Source organism: Hydrogenophaga borbori, assembly GCF_003417535.1.
Taxonomy (GTDB): Bacteria; Pseudomonadota; Gammaproteobacteria; order Burkholderiales; family Burkholderiaceae_C; genus Hydrogenophaga; species Hydrogenophaga borbori.
Map to the genome: position 1 here is coordinate 150,960 of NZ_QVLS01000008.1, position 13,155 is coordinate 164,114.

General features: G+C 70.9%; 10 protein-coding genes, 1 tRNA gene and 1 riboswitch. Of the genes, 4 read left to right on the forward strand and 7 right to left on the reverse strand.

What is annotated here, in order from left to right:
- Positions 1-25: 25 nt before the first annotated feature.
- The 3 genes from rplQ to DY262_RS14480 all read left to right on the forward strand — a co-directional run bounded on the left by rplQ (position 26) and on the right by DY262_RS14480 (position 3,183).
- Positions 26-421 (forward strand): 50S ribosomal protein L17, encoded by a 396-nt coding sequence (gene rplQ / locus DY262_RS14470; RefSeq protein WP_070399527.1) that lies wholly within the window; start codon positions 26-28, stop codon positions 419-421.
- 17 nt (positions 422-438) lie between these two features.
- Positions 439-515: transfer RNA gene (locus tag DY262_RS14475), tRNA-Met, on the forward strand.
- A 204-nt stretch (positions 516-719) separates the two neighbouring features.
- Positions 720-815: riboswitch (glycine riboswitch) on the forward strand.
- Positions 816-870: 55 nt separating this feature from the next.
- The gene (locus tag DY262_RS14480; RefSeq protein ID WP_245981007.1) at positions 871-3,183 is read left to right on the forward strand and encodes a penicillin-binding protein 1A; all 2,313 of its coding nucleotides are present in this window, start codon (positions 871-873) and stop codon (positions 3,181-3,183) included.
- Here DY262_RS14480 and DY262_RS14485 read toward each other — a convergent pair.
- Genes DY262_RS14485 through DY262_RS14515 form a run of 7 tightly spaced genes read right to left on the reverse strand, consistent with a single transcriptional unit; the run spans position 3,141 to position 11,318 of the window.
- Positions 3,141-4,841 carry an FAD-dependent oxidoreductase gene (locus DY262_RS14485; RefSeq protein ID WP_116959794.1) on the reverse strand — a complete coding sequence of 567 codons (1,701 nt, stop codon included), beginning with the start codon at positions 4,839-4,841 and terminating at the stop codon, positions 3,141-3,143. The genes DY262_RS14480 and DY262_RS14485 overlap by 43 nt on opposite strands.
- 17 nt (positions 4,842-4,858) lie before the next feature.
- Positions 4,859-6,031: an acyl-CoA dehydrogenase family protein gene (locus DY262_RS14490; RefSeq protein WP_116959797.1), complete on the reverse strand. Its 1,173-nt coding sequence runs from the start codon at positions 6,029-6,031 to the stop codon at positions 4,859-4,861.
- A 26-nt stretch (positions 6,032-6,057) separates the two neighbouring features.
- Positions 6,058-6,504: a MaoC/PaaZ C-terminal domain-containing protein gene (locus DY262_RS14495; protein ID WP_116959799.1), complete on the reverse strand. Its 447-nt coding sequence runs from the start codon at positions 6,502-6,504 to the stop codon at positions 6,058-6,060.
- A 20-nt stretch (positions 6,505-6,524) separates the two neighbouring features.
- On the reverse strand, positions 6,525-8,690 hold the full coding sequence (locus DY262_RS14500; protein WP_116959801.1) for an acetate--CoA ligase family protein: 2,166 nt from the start codon (positions 8,688-8,690) through the stop codon (positions 6,525-6,527).
- A gap of 12 nt (positions 8,691-8,702) precedes the next feature.
- Positions 8,703-9,143, reverse strand: coding sequence for a Zn-ribbon domain-containing OB-fold protein (locus DY262_RS14505; protein ID WP_116959803.1), 441 nt, complete (start codon positions 9,141-9,143; stop codon positions 8,703-8,705).
- Positions 9,140-10,333 carry a thiolase family protein gene (locus DY262_RS14510; protein ID WP_116959805.1) on the reverse strand — a complete coding sequence of 398 codons (1,194 nt, stop codon included), beginning with the start codon at positions 10,331-10,333 and terminating at the stop codon, positions 9,140-9,142. The genes DY262_RS14505 and DY262_RS14510 overlap by 4 nt, the downstream gene beginning before the upstream one ends.
- 16 nt (positions 10,334-10,349) lie before the next feature.
- On the reverse strand, positions 10,350-11,318 hold the full coding sequence (locus tag DY262_RS14515; RefSeq protein ID WP_116959807.1) for a Bug family tripartite tricarboxylate transporter substrate binding protein: 969 nt from the start codon (positions 11,316-11,318) through the stop codon (positions 10,350-10,352).
- A gap of 195 nt (positions 11,319-11,513) precedes the next feature.
- On the opposite strand from DY262_RS14515, the gene DY262_RS14520 reads away from it, so the two are divergent.
- A complete protein-coding gene (locus tag DY262_RS14520; RefSeq protein ID WP_245981009.1) occupies positions 11,514-13,148 on the forward strand; it encodes a sigma-54 interaction domain-containing protein in 1,635 nt (544 codons plus the stop codon).
- Positions 13,149-13,155: the final 7 nt, after the last annotated feature.

A 13,155-nucleotide genomic window follows, 5' to 3' on the forward strand; every position in this document is an offset into this window, starting at 1 on the left:
CGGCAAAAGACGGAAAGGAAACACCATGCGTCACGGACACGGACTTCGCAAACTCAACCGCACCAGCGAGCACCGCCTCGCGATGCTGCGCAACATGATGAACTCGCTGCTCACGCACGAGGCCATCAAGACCACGCTGCCCAAGGCCAAGGAACTGCGCCGGGTCGTCGAGCCCATGATCACCCTGGCCAAAGAGCCGACGGTGGCCAACCGCCGCCTGGCCTTCAACCGCCTGCGCGATCGCGACGTGGTGGTCAAGCTGTTCGACGAACTCGGCCCGCGCTTCAAGGCCCGTCCCGGTGGCTACACCCGCATCCTGAAGATGGGTTTCCGCGTGGGCGACAACGCGCCCATGGCCCTGGTGGAGCTGGTTGACCGCGCCGAACCGGCCGCCGATGCCGGTGAAGCCGACAAAGCGTGATATAATTTTTGGCTTGACGCGGAGTGGAGCAGCCTGGTAGCTCGTTGGGCTCATAACCCAAAGGTCGCAAGTTCAAATCTTGCCTCCGCAACCAAACAAACCCAGTGCCAGCTGGTGAAGAAGGCCCTCGAATCGAGGGCCTTTTTTCTTGGTGGCGCCGCGAATGCCTGCCGCGCGCGGCGTCGGCCGGCGACGGCCCGGATGCCATAATCGCCGCACTGCGGGAGAGCGGGGCCCCGGGCCCCCGCCGAAGGCGCAAACTCCCATCATCGCTCAGGCACCAGGACCGCAGTCACCCATTTCGCCGACTGGAGAGCGGCCGTCGCACGGCCCACCGAAGGGGCAAGCCGCGTCAGCGGCTGAAACTCTCAGGTTCAAGGACAGGGGGAGAGGCGCAGCAGGCATCACGTCCATGCGACGCGAGCCTGCGACCACCTCTCGGAGTCCTGGTGCCTCATCACATTCCCCACATTCCCCCGCGCAGGGGCGCGCCGACGCGTTTCCTGATCGGCCTCAGCCTGGGCCTGCTCACCGGCGCCTCGCTCGGCGGCGCCTACATGCTGCACCGCCTGTGGCAGGCACTGCCCAGCGTGGAAGCGCTGACCGACTACCAGCCCAAGTTGCCGCTGCGCATCCACGCCCGCGACGGCCGCCTGCTGGCCGAATTCGGCGAGGAGCGCCGCGAGCTCGTGGCCATCGAGCAGATCCCCAAGCGCATGCGCGAGGCGCTGTTGGCGATCGAGGACGCGAACTTCTACCAGCACCGTGGCGTGGACTTCTCCGGTCTGGCGCGCGCCGCCTGGCGCAACCTCTTCGCCGGCGGGCACGCGCAGGGCGGCAGCACCATCACCATGCAGGTCGCGCGCCTGTTCTTCCTCAGCCGGGAGAAGACCTACCACCGCAAGATCATGGAGGTGCTGCTGGCCTACAAGCTCGAAACGCGCTACGGCAAGGACACCCTGCTGGAGCTCTACATGAACCAGGTCTACCTGGGCGAGCGCGCCTATGGGTTTGCCGCCGCCGCCTCGGTGTACTTCGACAAGGGGCTGCACGAGTTGAGCTTGGCCGAGGCCGCGATGCTGGCCGGACTGCCCAAGGCGCCTTCGGCCTACAACCCCGTGGTCAATCGCGAGCGCGCGGTTGTGCGGCAGCGCCACATCCTGTCGCGCCTGCTGGCGCTCGGCTGGATCGACCAGGCCGCGCACGACCAGGCCCTGGCCGAGCCCCTGGTGCTGCGCGCGCCCGGGCGCTTCGCCGACCTGCACATGGGCCATGCCGTGGAGCAGGCCCGCCAGCGCGTGGTGGAGCGGTTCGGCGACGCGGCCTACACGCGCGGCCTGGACGTGGTGCTCAGCATCGACGCCGACCTGCAACGCGAGGCCATGCGCGCGCTGCGCACCGGCTTGCTGAGCGCGCAGCAGCAGCGCGGCTACGCCGGACCCGAGGCGCGACTGCCCGCGCCCTGGCGCTTCGACCGAGCCGGCCTGCGCCGTGCGCTGGCGGCCTTTCCCGACAGCGGCGCGCTGCAGGCGGCCCTGGTGCGCGAGGTGTCGTCCGAGGGCCTGCGGGCCCACCTGCGCGACGGCCGACTGGTCGCGCTGGCGCTGGGCCCGGGCCAAGGCCGGCGCATCGAGGTCGGGTCGGTGATCCGCGTGCAGCGCGACGCCACGCAGGGCTGGCGCCTGGCCCAGCTGCCGCGCATGGAGGGCGCTCTGGTGTCCATCGACATGGACAACGGGCACATCCTGGCCCTGGCGGGGGGCTTCGATCCGCGCCTGGGCCAGTACGACCACGCCTTGCAGGCGCTGCGCCAGCCCGGCTCCACCTTCAAGCCCTTTGTCTATTCCGCGGCGCTGGAGCGCGGCTACTTTCCTGGCACGCTGGTGGAAGACCGCCAGCGCGTGGTGACGCCGGCCGCGCCGGGGCGCCGGGCCTGGGCGCCGCGCAACTACGGCGGCCGTTACGACGGCTTCCTGACGGTGCGCGATGCCCTGGCCCGCTCCCGCAACGTGGCTACGGTGAACCTGATGGAGGCCGCGGGCCCGGCCCATGTGCGCGACTTCGCGGCGCGCTTCGGCTTCGACCCGCAACACAATCCGCCGACGCTGCCGCTGGCGCTGGGGGCGGGTGCGGTCTCTCCGCTGGGGCTGGCGCAGGCCTACGCGGTGTTCGGCAGCGGGGGCGAATGGCGTCCCGCCGTGCTGATCACCCGCGTCAGCGTGCGCGACGGCACGGTGCTGTTCGAGGCCGACGCGCGCGCGCCCGCCGTGCGGGCGGTCTCCGAGCGCAACGCCTACATCATGGACAGCATGCTGCGGGGTGTCGTGCAGCAGGGCACCGCGCGGCGCGCCCTGCGCCTGGCGCGGTCCGACGTGGCGGGCAAGACCGGCACCTCCAACCAGGCGCGCGACGTCTGGTTCGCGGGTTATTCGTCGGGGGTGTCCACGGTGGTGTGGATGGGCTACGACCAGCCGCGCAGCCTGGGCCGGGCCACCGGGGCCACGCACGCGCTGCCCGTATGGACCGAGTTCATGGCGCGCGCGGTGGCCGATCGCACCCCGAGCGAGCGCGAGCGGCCGGCCGGTGTCGCGCTTCTCGCGGGCGACTACGCCTATGCCGAGTACGCGGACCGCGCTTGCGTGCGCGACGACAACGACCGGGTGGCGGGGCCTTTCGACTGCGCGCCGGGCGCTTCGCTGGCACCGCCCACGGGCGTTGCTCAGGAACGGGCGTCGCCGGCCAGGTGCTGCGCCGCGATGTAGGCGAAGGTCATGGCCGGGCCGATGGTGATGCCGGCTCCGGGGTAGGCGCCGCCCATCACGCTGGCCATGTCGTTGCCGACCGCGTACAGGCCGGCGATCGGCGCGCCGTCCGCCTCGTGCAGCACGCGCGCGTGCGCGTCGGTGCGCAGGCCCTGGAAGGTGCCCAGGTCGCTGGGCTCCAGGCGCACGGCGTAGAAGGGCCCGTGCTCGATCGGCGCCAGGTTGGGGTTGGGCCGGCGCGTGGGGTCGCCGCCGAAGTGGTTGTAGACGTTGGAGCCCTTGCCGAAGTCTTGGTCCACGCCGTCGCGCGCGAAGCCGTTGTAGCGGCTGACCGTGGCCTCCAGCGCGCGGGGCTCGATGCCGAGCCGCTGCGCCAGGTCGGCGATGGAGTCGCCGCGCACCAGGTAGCCCTGCTCGATGTAGCGCCCGATCGGCATCGGAAAGGGCGGCACCACGCCCATGCCGTAGCGGCGGATGGTCGCGTGGTCGCAGAGCAGGAAGGACTCGACGCGCTCATCGTCGGCGCAGGCCTTCACCATGGCGGGCACGAAGTCGTGGTACGAGTCCGCCTCGTTGGCGAAGCGCCGGCCTCGGCGGTCCACGGCGATGAAGCCGGGCTTGCAGCGGTCGATGAAGTGCGGGTAGGGCGTGAACGTGCCGTCGCCATTGGGCAGCTGGGATACGGGCGTCCAGGCCGCGGGGTTGGACGCGCCGCGCGAGAAGCCCGCGCCGTGCGCCTGCGCCAGCTGCGCGCCGTCGCCGGTGTTGCCGGGCGGCGCCAGGCTGACGTGGTTCTTGCCCGCGGCCACGTGCGGGTAGCGTTCGCGCCGCCAGGCCTCGTGGCGCGGAAAGCCGCCGCTGGCCAGCACCACGCCCCGGCGCGCGACGATCTCCACGGCGCGGCCGTTGCGGCGCACCAGCCCGCCGGTGATGCGGCCGTCGCGCTCGGTCAGGCGGATCAGCGGCGTGTTCGTCCACAGCGGCACGTTCTTCTCGAACAGCGACAGCGCCAGGCGCGCCACCAGCGCGTTGCCATTGGCGATCGCCGTGCCGCGTGACCAGCTCAGGCGATCGCGGGCGTAGCGGGCCAGCATGCGCAGCACGTGCAGGCCCGAGCGCGGCGAGCGCGTGGCATTGAACAGGTGCGGGATGTCCGCGCGCGAGACCGACATGCCGCCGAACAGCATCATGGTGGCGATGGGCACGCGCAGTTCGCGGAAGCGCTCGCCCAGGCGGCGGCCGTCGAAAGGCTCGGGCAGCAGCGAACGCCCGCCGCTGGAGGCGCCGGGGCGCAGGGGGTGGTAGTCGGCCCAGTTCGGGATCAGCTGGTAGCGCACGTGGCTGCGCGCCAGCATGTGGTCGAGCATGCGCGGGGCCTGTTCGACGAAGGCGCGTGCCTTGGCCTCGTCGAAGAACTCGCCAGCCTCTTCCTTCATGTAGGTGAGCGCGTCCTGCGGCGAGTCCTTCAGGCCCGACTCGCGGGCCAGGCGGTTGCCGGGGATCCAGATCACGCCCGCCGAGTAGGCAGTGGTGCCGCCGAAGAAGGCTTCCTTCTCCACGACGAGGACATCCAGGCCGCTGTCGGCGGCGGTGAAGGCGGCGGTGAGGCCGGCGGCACCGGAGCCCGCGACCAAGACATCACATTCGATGATTTCCATGCTGCTGCTCCCTGGCTTCACAGGCCCATGAGCTGGGCGATGATGTTGCGCTGGATCTCATTGGCACCGCCGCCCACGGGGCCGATGCGCGAGTCGCGGAAGAAGCGCTGCATGTCGTGTTCCATCATGTAGCCCGCGCCGCCCATGATCTGCATGCCGAGGTTGGCGCAGTCGAAGTCGTTGTCGGTGGACACCACCTTGGCCATCGCGGTCTCGATGCGCGGCTCGACACCGGCGTCCAGCATCTCGGCCACGCGGAAGGTGAGCAGGCGCGTGGTCTCGGCCTTGATGCGCATGTCGGCGAACTTGTGCGCCACGGCCTGGAAGCGGGTGATGGGCTGGCCGAACTGCACGCGCTGCGTGGCGTAGTCCTTGGCGTAGTCGACCACGTGCTGCGTGTTGCCAGCGCCCGCGGCGGCCAGGCACAGCCGCTCCATGTTCAGGCACTTCATCAGGCCGCGCCAGCCCTTGTTCTCGGGGCCGATGAGGTTCTCGGCCGGCACCTCCACGTTGTCGAAGAAGACCTCGTTGGCGCGGGTGCTGCGCCGACCCAGGGTGTCGAGCATGCGCACCGTGACGCCGGGTGCGTCGGTGGGGATCAGCAGCATGCTGATGCCCTTGTGTCCGGCGTAGGCCGGGTCGCCGGCCGGCCCGGTGCGCACCGCCGTGACCAGGTACTGCGACACGTGCGCGCAGGTGATGTAGAGCTTCTGGCCATTGACCACGAAGCGGTCGCCACGGCGTTCGGCCTTGGTGGTGATGGCCGCCGCGTCGGAACCCGCGCCGGGCTCGGTCAGCGCGATCGCCATGCGGATGCTGCCGTCCATGATCCCCGGCAGGTAGCTGCTCTTGAGGTGTTCGCTGCCGTGCAGGGCGATGTGCTGGCCCGCGTAGATGGCGGTGGTGAGGTAGGCCGTGGCCACGCTGGCGTAGTGGTAGGCCATGGCCTCCACCAGCACGGCGAGGTCCTTGTGCGAACCGCCCGAGCCGCCGTCGGCCTCGCTGAAGGGCAGGCTCATCCAGCCGGCGTCGGCCAGGGCCTGGTAGGCATCCAGCGGGAACTCACCCGCGCGATCGAGTTCGCGGATCTTTTCCGCGGGCAGCTTGGACTCCAGCAGGTCCAGCACCGAGTCGCGGATCATGTTTTGCTGCTCGGTGAAGCCGAAGGTGTTCCAGTCTTGTCGTGCCATGGCGAAGGTCTCCAGGAATTGGGGGATCAGGCGCGCGTGCGCACCAGGGTGGCGAAGAGGCCGGACTGAACCACCTCGTCGCGCTGGTTGAGGATTTCCATGTGGCGGCGCACCACGCCGGCCTTGCCGCTGGAGGCCAGTCGTTTGTCGGCCACACGCCAGCGCAGGCGGATGCGGTCGCCAAAGAACACCGGGGCCAGGAACTTCCATTCCTCCATGCCCAGGAAGGCCAGGGCCGTGCCCTGCATCTGGCCGGCCTGGGCCGACAGGCCGGTGGCCGCCGACAGCACCAGCAGGCCGTGCGCCACGCGCTGCCCCATGGGCGTGCGGGCGGCGTACTCGGCATCGGTGTGCAGGGGGTTGTTGTCTTCCGACAGCTCGGCGAAGGCCATCACGTCGGCCTCGCTGATGGTGCGTTCGGGTGTCAGAACGGGCTCGCCCTGCGGGTCGAAGTCTTCGAAGAACCATCCCATGGTCTGTCTCCTTGTCGTCGTCACTGGGCGGCGGGCGCTTCGGCCGGGCGGCGCACGATGAGCGCGTCCACGGCCACGAAGCGATCGCCACGGGCCATCACCGGGTTGAGGTCGATTTCCTCGACCTCGTCGCCGAGGTCCAGGCACAGGCGCGAGAAGCACGCCACCAGATCGGCCAGTGCGTCCAGGTCCACGCCGGGTTTGTTGCGGTAGCCCTTGAGCAGCGGGTAGACCTTGAGCCGTTGAAGCATGGAGGCGGCCTGCGCCGGGCTCAGCGGCGCCAGCTCGGTCGCGACGTCGCCGAACAGTTCGATCAGCACGCCGCCCAGGCCCACCATCACCAGCGGGCCGAACACCGGGTCGCGCTTCATGCCGAGCACGAGTTCGAAGTCGCCGCGCTCCATGGGCTGCAGCAGAAAGCGGCCGGGCGCCGCGCCGGGCGAGCGCTCGCGCAGCGAGGCCAGCATCTGCGCGGCAGCCTGCGCCACCGCCTCGGCGCTGTCCAGGCCCACGCGCACCAGGCCCAGCTCGGTCTTGTGCGCGATGCCGGGCGCGTCGTACTTCAGCACCAGCGGCAGCGGCATCTCGCGCGCCAGGGCCTCGGCCTCTTGCGCGTCGGCCGCCGCGCGCTCGGCCACCACGGGCAGCCCATAGAGCGCGACCACCTGCTTCGCCGCCTGCTCGGTGACCACCATCGGTTGCTGGCGCAGCAGGCTCAGCGCCTGTTCGCGCACGGGTTCGTGTGCCGTGGCTGCGGTGCGCGTGGGCGATGCCGAGGCGGCGTGCCAGCGGTGCCAGTCCTGCCAGGCAGCCAGCGCGCGGAAGCAGCGCTCGGTGTCGCGGAAGAAGCCGATGTGTTCGTCGCCCTGGTAGGTGGCGGCGCCCGGGCCTTCCAGCCAGTCGGGCAGCCAGACGATGCACACGGGCTTGCCGGCCTCGCGCGCCAGCGCCGACACCACCGGGCTGCGCTGATCGGCCATGCGCTGGCCGGCCGTGACCTGCGGCAGCACCAGGGCGCCGTAGTGGTCGTCGTGCAGCATGGCGCGCGCGCAGGCCTCGAAGGCCTCGGGGTTGTTGAGCACCTGGCCGGTGATGTCGCAAGGGTTGTGCGCGGAGCCGAACTCCGGCACGGTGGCATCCAGCACGGCCTGCGCCTCGGCGTGCGGCTGCGGCAGCGTCAGGCCATGGTTGGCGCTGGCGTCGGCGCACATGATGGCCGCGCCGCCCGAGGTGGCCATCACGGCCACGCCGCTGGCCCGTGGCGCTGGCGCCTTGGCCAGGAAGTCCGCCATTTCCGTGAGTTCGGCGAGCGAGTGCGCGCGCACGAAGCCGCCACGGCGCATCGCGGCCTCGAAGGCCTGAGCCGAGCCCGCCAGGCTGCCGGTGTGCGACTGCGCGGCGGCGGCCGCCGCCTCGCCCACGGCGGTCTTGTAGACGACCACCGGCTTGGCGGCTTCACGCGCTGCTTCGGCCAGGGCCTGCAGCCGATCGGCATCGCCCGCGGCCTCGAACACGCAGGCCACGCTGCGGCAGTCGGGGTCCTGCACCAGGTAGTGGGCGAGGTCCAGCGCATCGACGTCGCAGGAGTTGCCCGCCGTCAGCAGGTGGGAATAGGCCATGCCGTGCTGGGCGCCTTGCTGCAGGGCGTAGCCCAGCGCGCCCGACTGGCTGACCAGGCCCACGCGGCCCCGGGGCCGGGGCAGTTGCGCGTAGCCCATCTGGAACAAGAGGCCCGCGCCCAGTGCGTTGTTGGCCATGCCCAGGCAGTTGGGGCCCAGGATGCGCAGACCGCTGTCGCGCGCGATCTCGCTCATGGCGCTCTGAAGCGCGATGCGCTCGGGCAGGCCGGTTTCGCTGAAGCCGGAGGCGTACACGATGGCACCGCCGGCACCGACCGCGGCCGCTTCGCGCACGGCCTCGAGCGCGGCTTGCCAGGGCACGGCGATGACCACGCAGTCGGGCACCGAGGGCAGGGCACTCAGGCTGGCGTGGCAGGGCCGGCCATCGAGTTGCTCATAGCGCGGGTTGACCAGGTGGATCTCGCCCGCGTAGTGGGCCAGGTTTTCCAGCGTGCGGCCGGAGAAGGCGCCGGGTTTGGCGCTGGCGCCCACGATGGCGATGCTGCGCGGAGCGATCAGGCGCCGCAGTTCGTGCGGCGCGTAGAGGGGCCGGGGTGCAGAGGGCATGGTGCTTGCGTGTCAGGGGGAGTCGGACAATCGGGCCGCGAACAGCGGGCCGTCCTCATAGGCCAGCACGACCAGTTCCACCTCGCGGTCCAGGGCCTGGGCCGTGGGGGTGTCGCCCACCAGGCGCGTGGCGATGCGCAGGCCGGCGTGCAGGTCGACGATGGCGACCTGGTAGGGCGCCTCGGCACCGAAGACCTTGGGCGCGGCGTAGATGGTGGTGGCCGAATACAGCACGCCACGCGGCGCGATGGCGCGCCACTCCACGCCACGCTGCCAGCAGTGCGGGCAGAAGGGCTTGGGCGGGAAGGCCAGGCGCTCGCAGTGCGGGCAGTGCGTGGCGAGGAACTGCCCTTGGTCCAGGGCTTGCCAGAAGCGCTGGGTGAAGGCCGACTGCGCGGGGGGGAAGGGGCGCGAGCCGGTCATGGGCAGGCGCGGCATGGGATTCGTATTCATGCTGCAGCCTCCAAAAGATGCACCAGCGCAGCGTTGTAGTTGCCGAGCTCGCAGGCCGCCATCGCGATGTGCGCATCGGCCACCTGGCGCTCACCGGCGCGGCGCGTGAGCTGCTCGAAGACCTCGATGTAGGAGTACAGCGGCGTGATGAAGGGCGGGTGGCCGCGCGCGAGCAGGCCGCCCGAGGTGCAGATGGGCAAACGCCCGCCCAGCGAGGTCTCGCCGGCCGCCGCCTGCGCGGCGCCGCGCCCGCGCGGCGTGAGGCCCAGGGCCTCGCTCACCAGCACCTCGACGATGGTGCAGGGCGCATACAGCTCGGCCACGTCCACGTCGGCGGGCTGCAGGCCCGCGGCCTGGTAGGCCTGTGCGCCCGCGCGCACCGCGGCGTTGAAGGCGATCATGTCGGACGGCACTTCGGAGATCTGGTGCGCGCCCTCGTGGTGGAAGCCGCGCCCGATCACGCGAGCATGCGGGCGGCCCAGGGCGCGCGCCGCGTCCTCGCTGGCCAGCACGATGCAGGCCGCGCCGTCGGAGCGTGGTGGTACCTCGAACAGGCCGAAGGGCTCGACGATGGGGCGCTGCGCGAGCACTTCGTCCAAGGTCACCGGATCGCGGTACTGCGCCAGCGGGTTGAGCGCTGCGTGGCGCCGGTTCTTCACCGCCACGCTGGCGATCTCGGCGCGCGTGGCGCCGGTCTCGTGCATGTAGCGCATCGCGTCCATGGCGTACCACGAGATCGGCGTGAAGCCGAAGGGCGTGTGGAAGGCCACGTCGCCGGTGGCGCGCATCGAGCGGTTCATGTGCTCGGCGCTGCCGATGGCCGTCTCGAAGTTCACGCCCAGCGCCAGCGCCACCTCGGCGCGCCCGCTGGCGATCATCTGCGCCGCCTGGTCGAAGGCCAGCCCGCCGGTCATGCCATTGCCCACCACCTCCATCACCACGCCGTTGCTCGGCAGGCGCAGGTAGTTGGCCATGAAGGTGCCGAAGTACAGCTGCTGGGTGTAGGGGCGCGGGTGGCAGAACACCATGGCGTCGATGGACGCCTTGTCCACGCCGGCCTGGGCGACCGCGTCCAGCACGCAGCCGGCCAGCACCTCGTGCTCCAGCACCTGCCGGTCCAGGCCGGGCGCGGTCTGCACCCGGCCGCAGGGGATGCCGGCGGCGCCGACGATGGTCACGGCTCGGTTCATGGGATTCGCGCGCGCCTCAGGGCTTCTTGGCCAGCAGGCCGGCGCGCTCGACGAAGTCGCGCTCTTGCAGGTAGGCCTCGCTGGCCCATTTCGCGTATTGCTCGGAAGATCGGTACCAGGCGACCTGGTACAGGGTGTCCAGCAGGGCCTTGTTCTCGGGGCTTTCCATCGCCGCCTTGAAGGCGTCGTGCAGGCGCTTGACCACCGCCGGCGGCAGGTTGCGCGGGCCCACCAGGCCATAGGGCGAGGAATAGACGATGTCGTGGCCCAGCTCCTTCGCGGTGGGCACCTCGGGCAGGCGCGACAGGCGCTCGGCGTCGAAGATGTTGAGGATGCGGACCTTGCGCGCCTCGGCCTGCGCGATCACGCTGCCCACGTTGTTGAGCGTGACCATGACATGGCCGCCCAGCATGGCGGTGGTGGTTTCGCCGCCGCCTTTGAAGGGTACGTGAATGGCCTTGAAGCCGGCCTGGTGGGCCAGGGCCTCCATCAGCAGGTGCAGCGACGAGCCCGGGCCCGGCGTGCCATAGGTCAGTTGGCCGGGATTGGCCTTGGCCCAGGCGATCATGTCCTTCAGGGTCTTGAAGGGCGAGTCCTCGCGCACCGCGACGGCGAAGGTGTAGCCGCCCAGGCCGATGATCCAGCTGAATTCCTTGAGCGGGTCCCAGTCCACGTTCTGCACATGGGGCTGGCGCAGCAGCGACACCGTGCTGGCGGCGATGGTGTAGCCGTCGGGCTTGGCCAGGCGGGCCATCTGGATCGGGCCGATGGTGCCGTTGCCGCCCGGCTTGTTCTCGATCACGACGGGCTGCCCCAGCGAGCGCGAGGCCAGTTCGGCCAGCTTGCGGTACTGCGCGTCCGTGGGACCGGTGGTGTAGGGCACGACCAGGGTGATGGGCCGAGCCGGGAAGTCCTGGGCCGCCGCGGGGCCCATGGCCGCCAGCAGCAGGGATGCGATGCAAAGCTGTCTGCGCGAGAGGGTCATTGCGTCTCCTGTGTTTGTGGTGGGGCGGGCCGGGCCCGCTCGCCCGACGGGCGCGGGCCGGACCCTTTTTGCAAAGCCTGTGCCAGGCCCTGGGCGCCGGGAATCGGGGGGGTTTGCCTAGAATGTGTATTCATTGAAGACATTTTGGTGTCCCTTATGAAGACAGATCAAAAAAGTGTCCCTCCTGAGAACGCTGTGAGCGAGACCGAATCCCTGGGCATCTGGTGGCGCGACGCGCGCGGCGGCCAGGAGCAGGCGCACGGCAGCGCGCGCCTGGCCGCCGTGCGGCAGCAGGTGCTGCCGGCGCTGGAGCGCTGGCTGCGGCGCGGCCTGGCCTCGGGCCTGTTCGCCGTGGAGGCCGAGCCCACGCCCCTGGTCGTCATGGCCTGGACCGTGGGCCCGGCGCAGCTGATGCTGATCCGGCCCGTGGGGGAGGACGACGACGCCCTGACGCGCTTCCTGGCCACGGTGCCCTTCGCCACCGCCGTGCTGGGCCATTTTCTGGCCAGTCCGCACGACGCCATCTCGGTCGTCGACCGCGCCGGGCGCCTGTGCTACATCAGCCCGACCCACGAGCGCTGGCTGGGCCTGCGCCCGGGCGAGGCCCTGGGGCGGCCGGCCAACGAGGTCATCCCGAACTCGCGCATGGCCGAGGTGGTGTCCTCCGGCATCGCCGAGATCGGCCACCCCTACTCGGCCGACGGCGTGGCCACGCGCATCGTCAGCCGCATCCCCATCCACGCGGACGGGGCGGTCGTGGGCGTGGTGGGCCGTACGCTGTTCAAGGGGCCGGAGGTGGTGCAGCGCATGTACCGCGAGGTCTCGCGCCTGCAGAGCGAGGTGGCGCGCTACCAGCGCACCCTGGGCGTGATCGCGCCCGAGCCCGAATCGCTGGCGCGCCTGGTCGGCCACAGCGCGCCCATGCAGGCGCTGAAGAAGGAGATCCGCCTGGTCGCCGAGCTCGACGTGCCGGTGCTGATCCTGGGCGAGAGCGGCGTCGGCAAGGAGCTGGTGGCCCAGGCCCTGCACGACCTCAGCCCGCGGCGCGAGCAGCAGCTGGTCTCGCTCAACCTGGCTGCCTTGCCCGCGAGCCTGCTGGAGTCGGAGCTGTTCGGTTACGCCCCGGGCAGCTTCACCGGCGGCCACAAGCAGGGGCGCATCGGCAAGTTCGAGCTGGCCGACCGCAGCACAGTGTTCCTCGACGAGGTGGGCGACATCCCGGCCGACATCCAGGTCAAGCTGCTGCGGGTGCTGGAGGACCACCAGGTCGAGCGCCTGGGGGCACACCGCTCACGCAAGGTCGACTTCCGGCTGGTGGCCGCCACCCACCACAAGATGGACGAACTGGTCGCGGCCGGGCGCTTCCGCCTGGACCTGTTCTACCGGCTGGCCGGCGTGACCCTGCACGTGCCCAGCCTGTCCGAGCGGCTGGAGGACATCCCCGAGCTGCTGACCCGCTTCGTGCAGCAGTTCTGCGCCCGCAACCGCTGGGAGGTGCCGGAGCTGCACGCCGAGCTCGCGCCCTTCCTGGCGCAGCAGGCCTGGCCCGGCAACGTGCGGCAGCTGCGCCAGCGCATCGAGGAGGCCCTGGTCTTCTCGGCCGGTCAGGCGCTGGAGCGGCGCCACTTCGAGCGCCACGGCGCGGGCCGCCCGGCGCGCGCCCAGGCCCCGGCCTTGGCCAGGGCGGTGCTGGCCGACAGTCAGCCGACCATGGCCCAGGTGATGCAAAGGGCGGCGCGCCAAGCGGTCGAGGACCTGGGCGGCAACAAGCAGAAGGCGGCCAGGGCGCTGGGCATTTCCCGTTCGCACCTGTACCGCCTGCTCGGCTGAGGCGGCG

What these genes read in the sequence shown, in the direction of transcription:
- rplQ (WP_070399527.1), top strand. Translation starts at nt 26, where the DNA reads ATGCGTCACGGACACGGACTTCGCAAACTCAACCGCACCAGCGAGCAC.
- DY262_RS14485 (WP_116959794.1), bottom strand. Translation starts at nt 4,841, where the DNA reads ATGGAAATCATCGAATGTGATGTCTTGGTCGCGGGCTCCGGTGCCGCC.
- DY262_RS14490 (WP_116959797.1), bottom strand. Translation starts at nt 6,031, where the DNA reads ATGGCACGACAAGACTGGAACACCTTCGGCTTCACCGAGCAGCAAAAC.
- DY262_RS14495 (WP_116959799.1), bottom strand. Translation starts at nt 6,504, where the DNA reads ATGGGATGGTTCTTCGAAGACTTCGACCCGCAGGGCGAGCCCGTTCTG.
- DY262_RS14500 (WP_116959801.1), bottom strand. Translation starts at nt 8,690, where the DNA reads ATGCCCTCTGCACCCCGGCCCCTCTACGCGCCGCACGAACTGCGGCGC.
- DY262_RS14505 (WP_116959803.1), bottom strand. Translation starts at nt 9,143, where the DNA reads ATGAATACGAATCCCATGCCGCGCCTGCCCATGACCGGCTCGCGCCCC.
- DY262_RS14510 (WP_116959805.1), bottom strand. Translation starts at nt 10,333, where the DNA reads ATGAACCGAGCCGTGACCATCGTCGGCGCCGCCGGCATCCCCTGCGGC.
- DY262_RS14515 (WP_116959807.1), bottom strand. Translation starts at nt 11,318, where the DNA reads ATGACCCTCTCGCGCAGACAGCTTTGCATCGCATCCCTGCTGCTGGCG.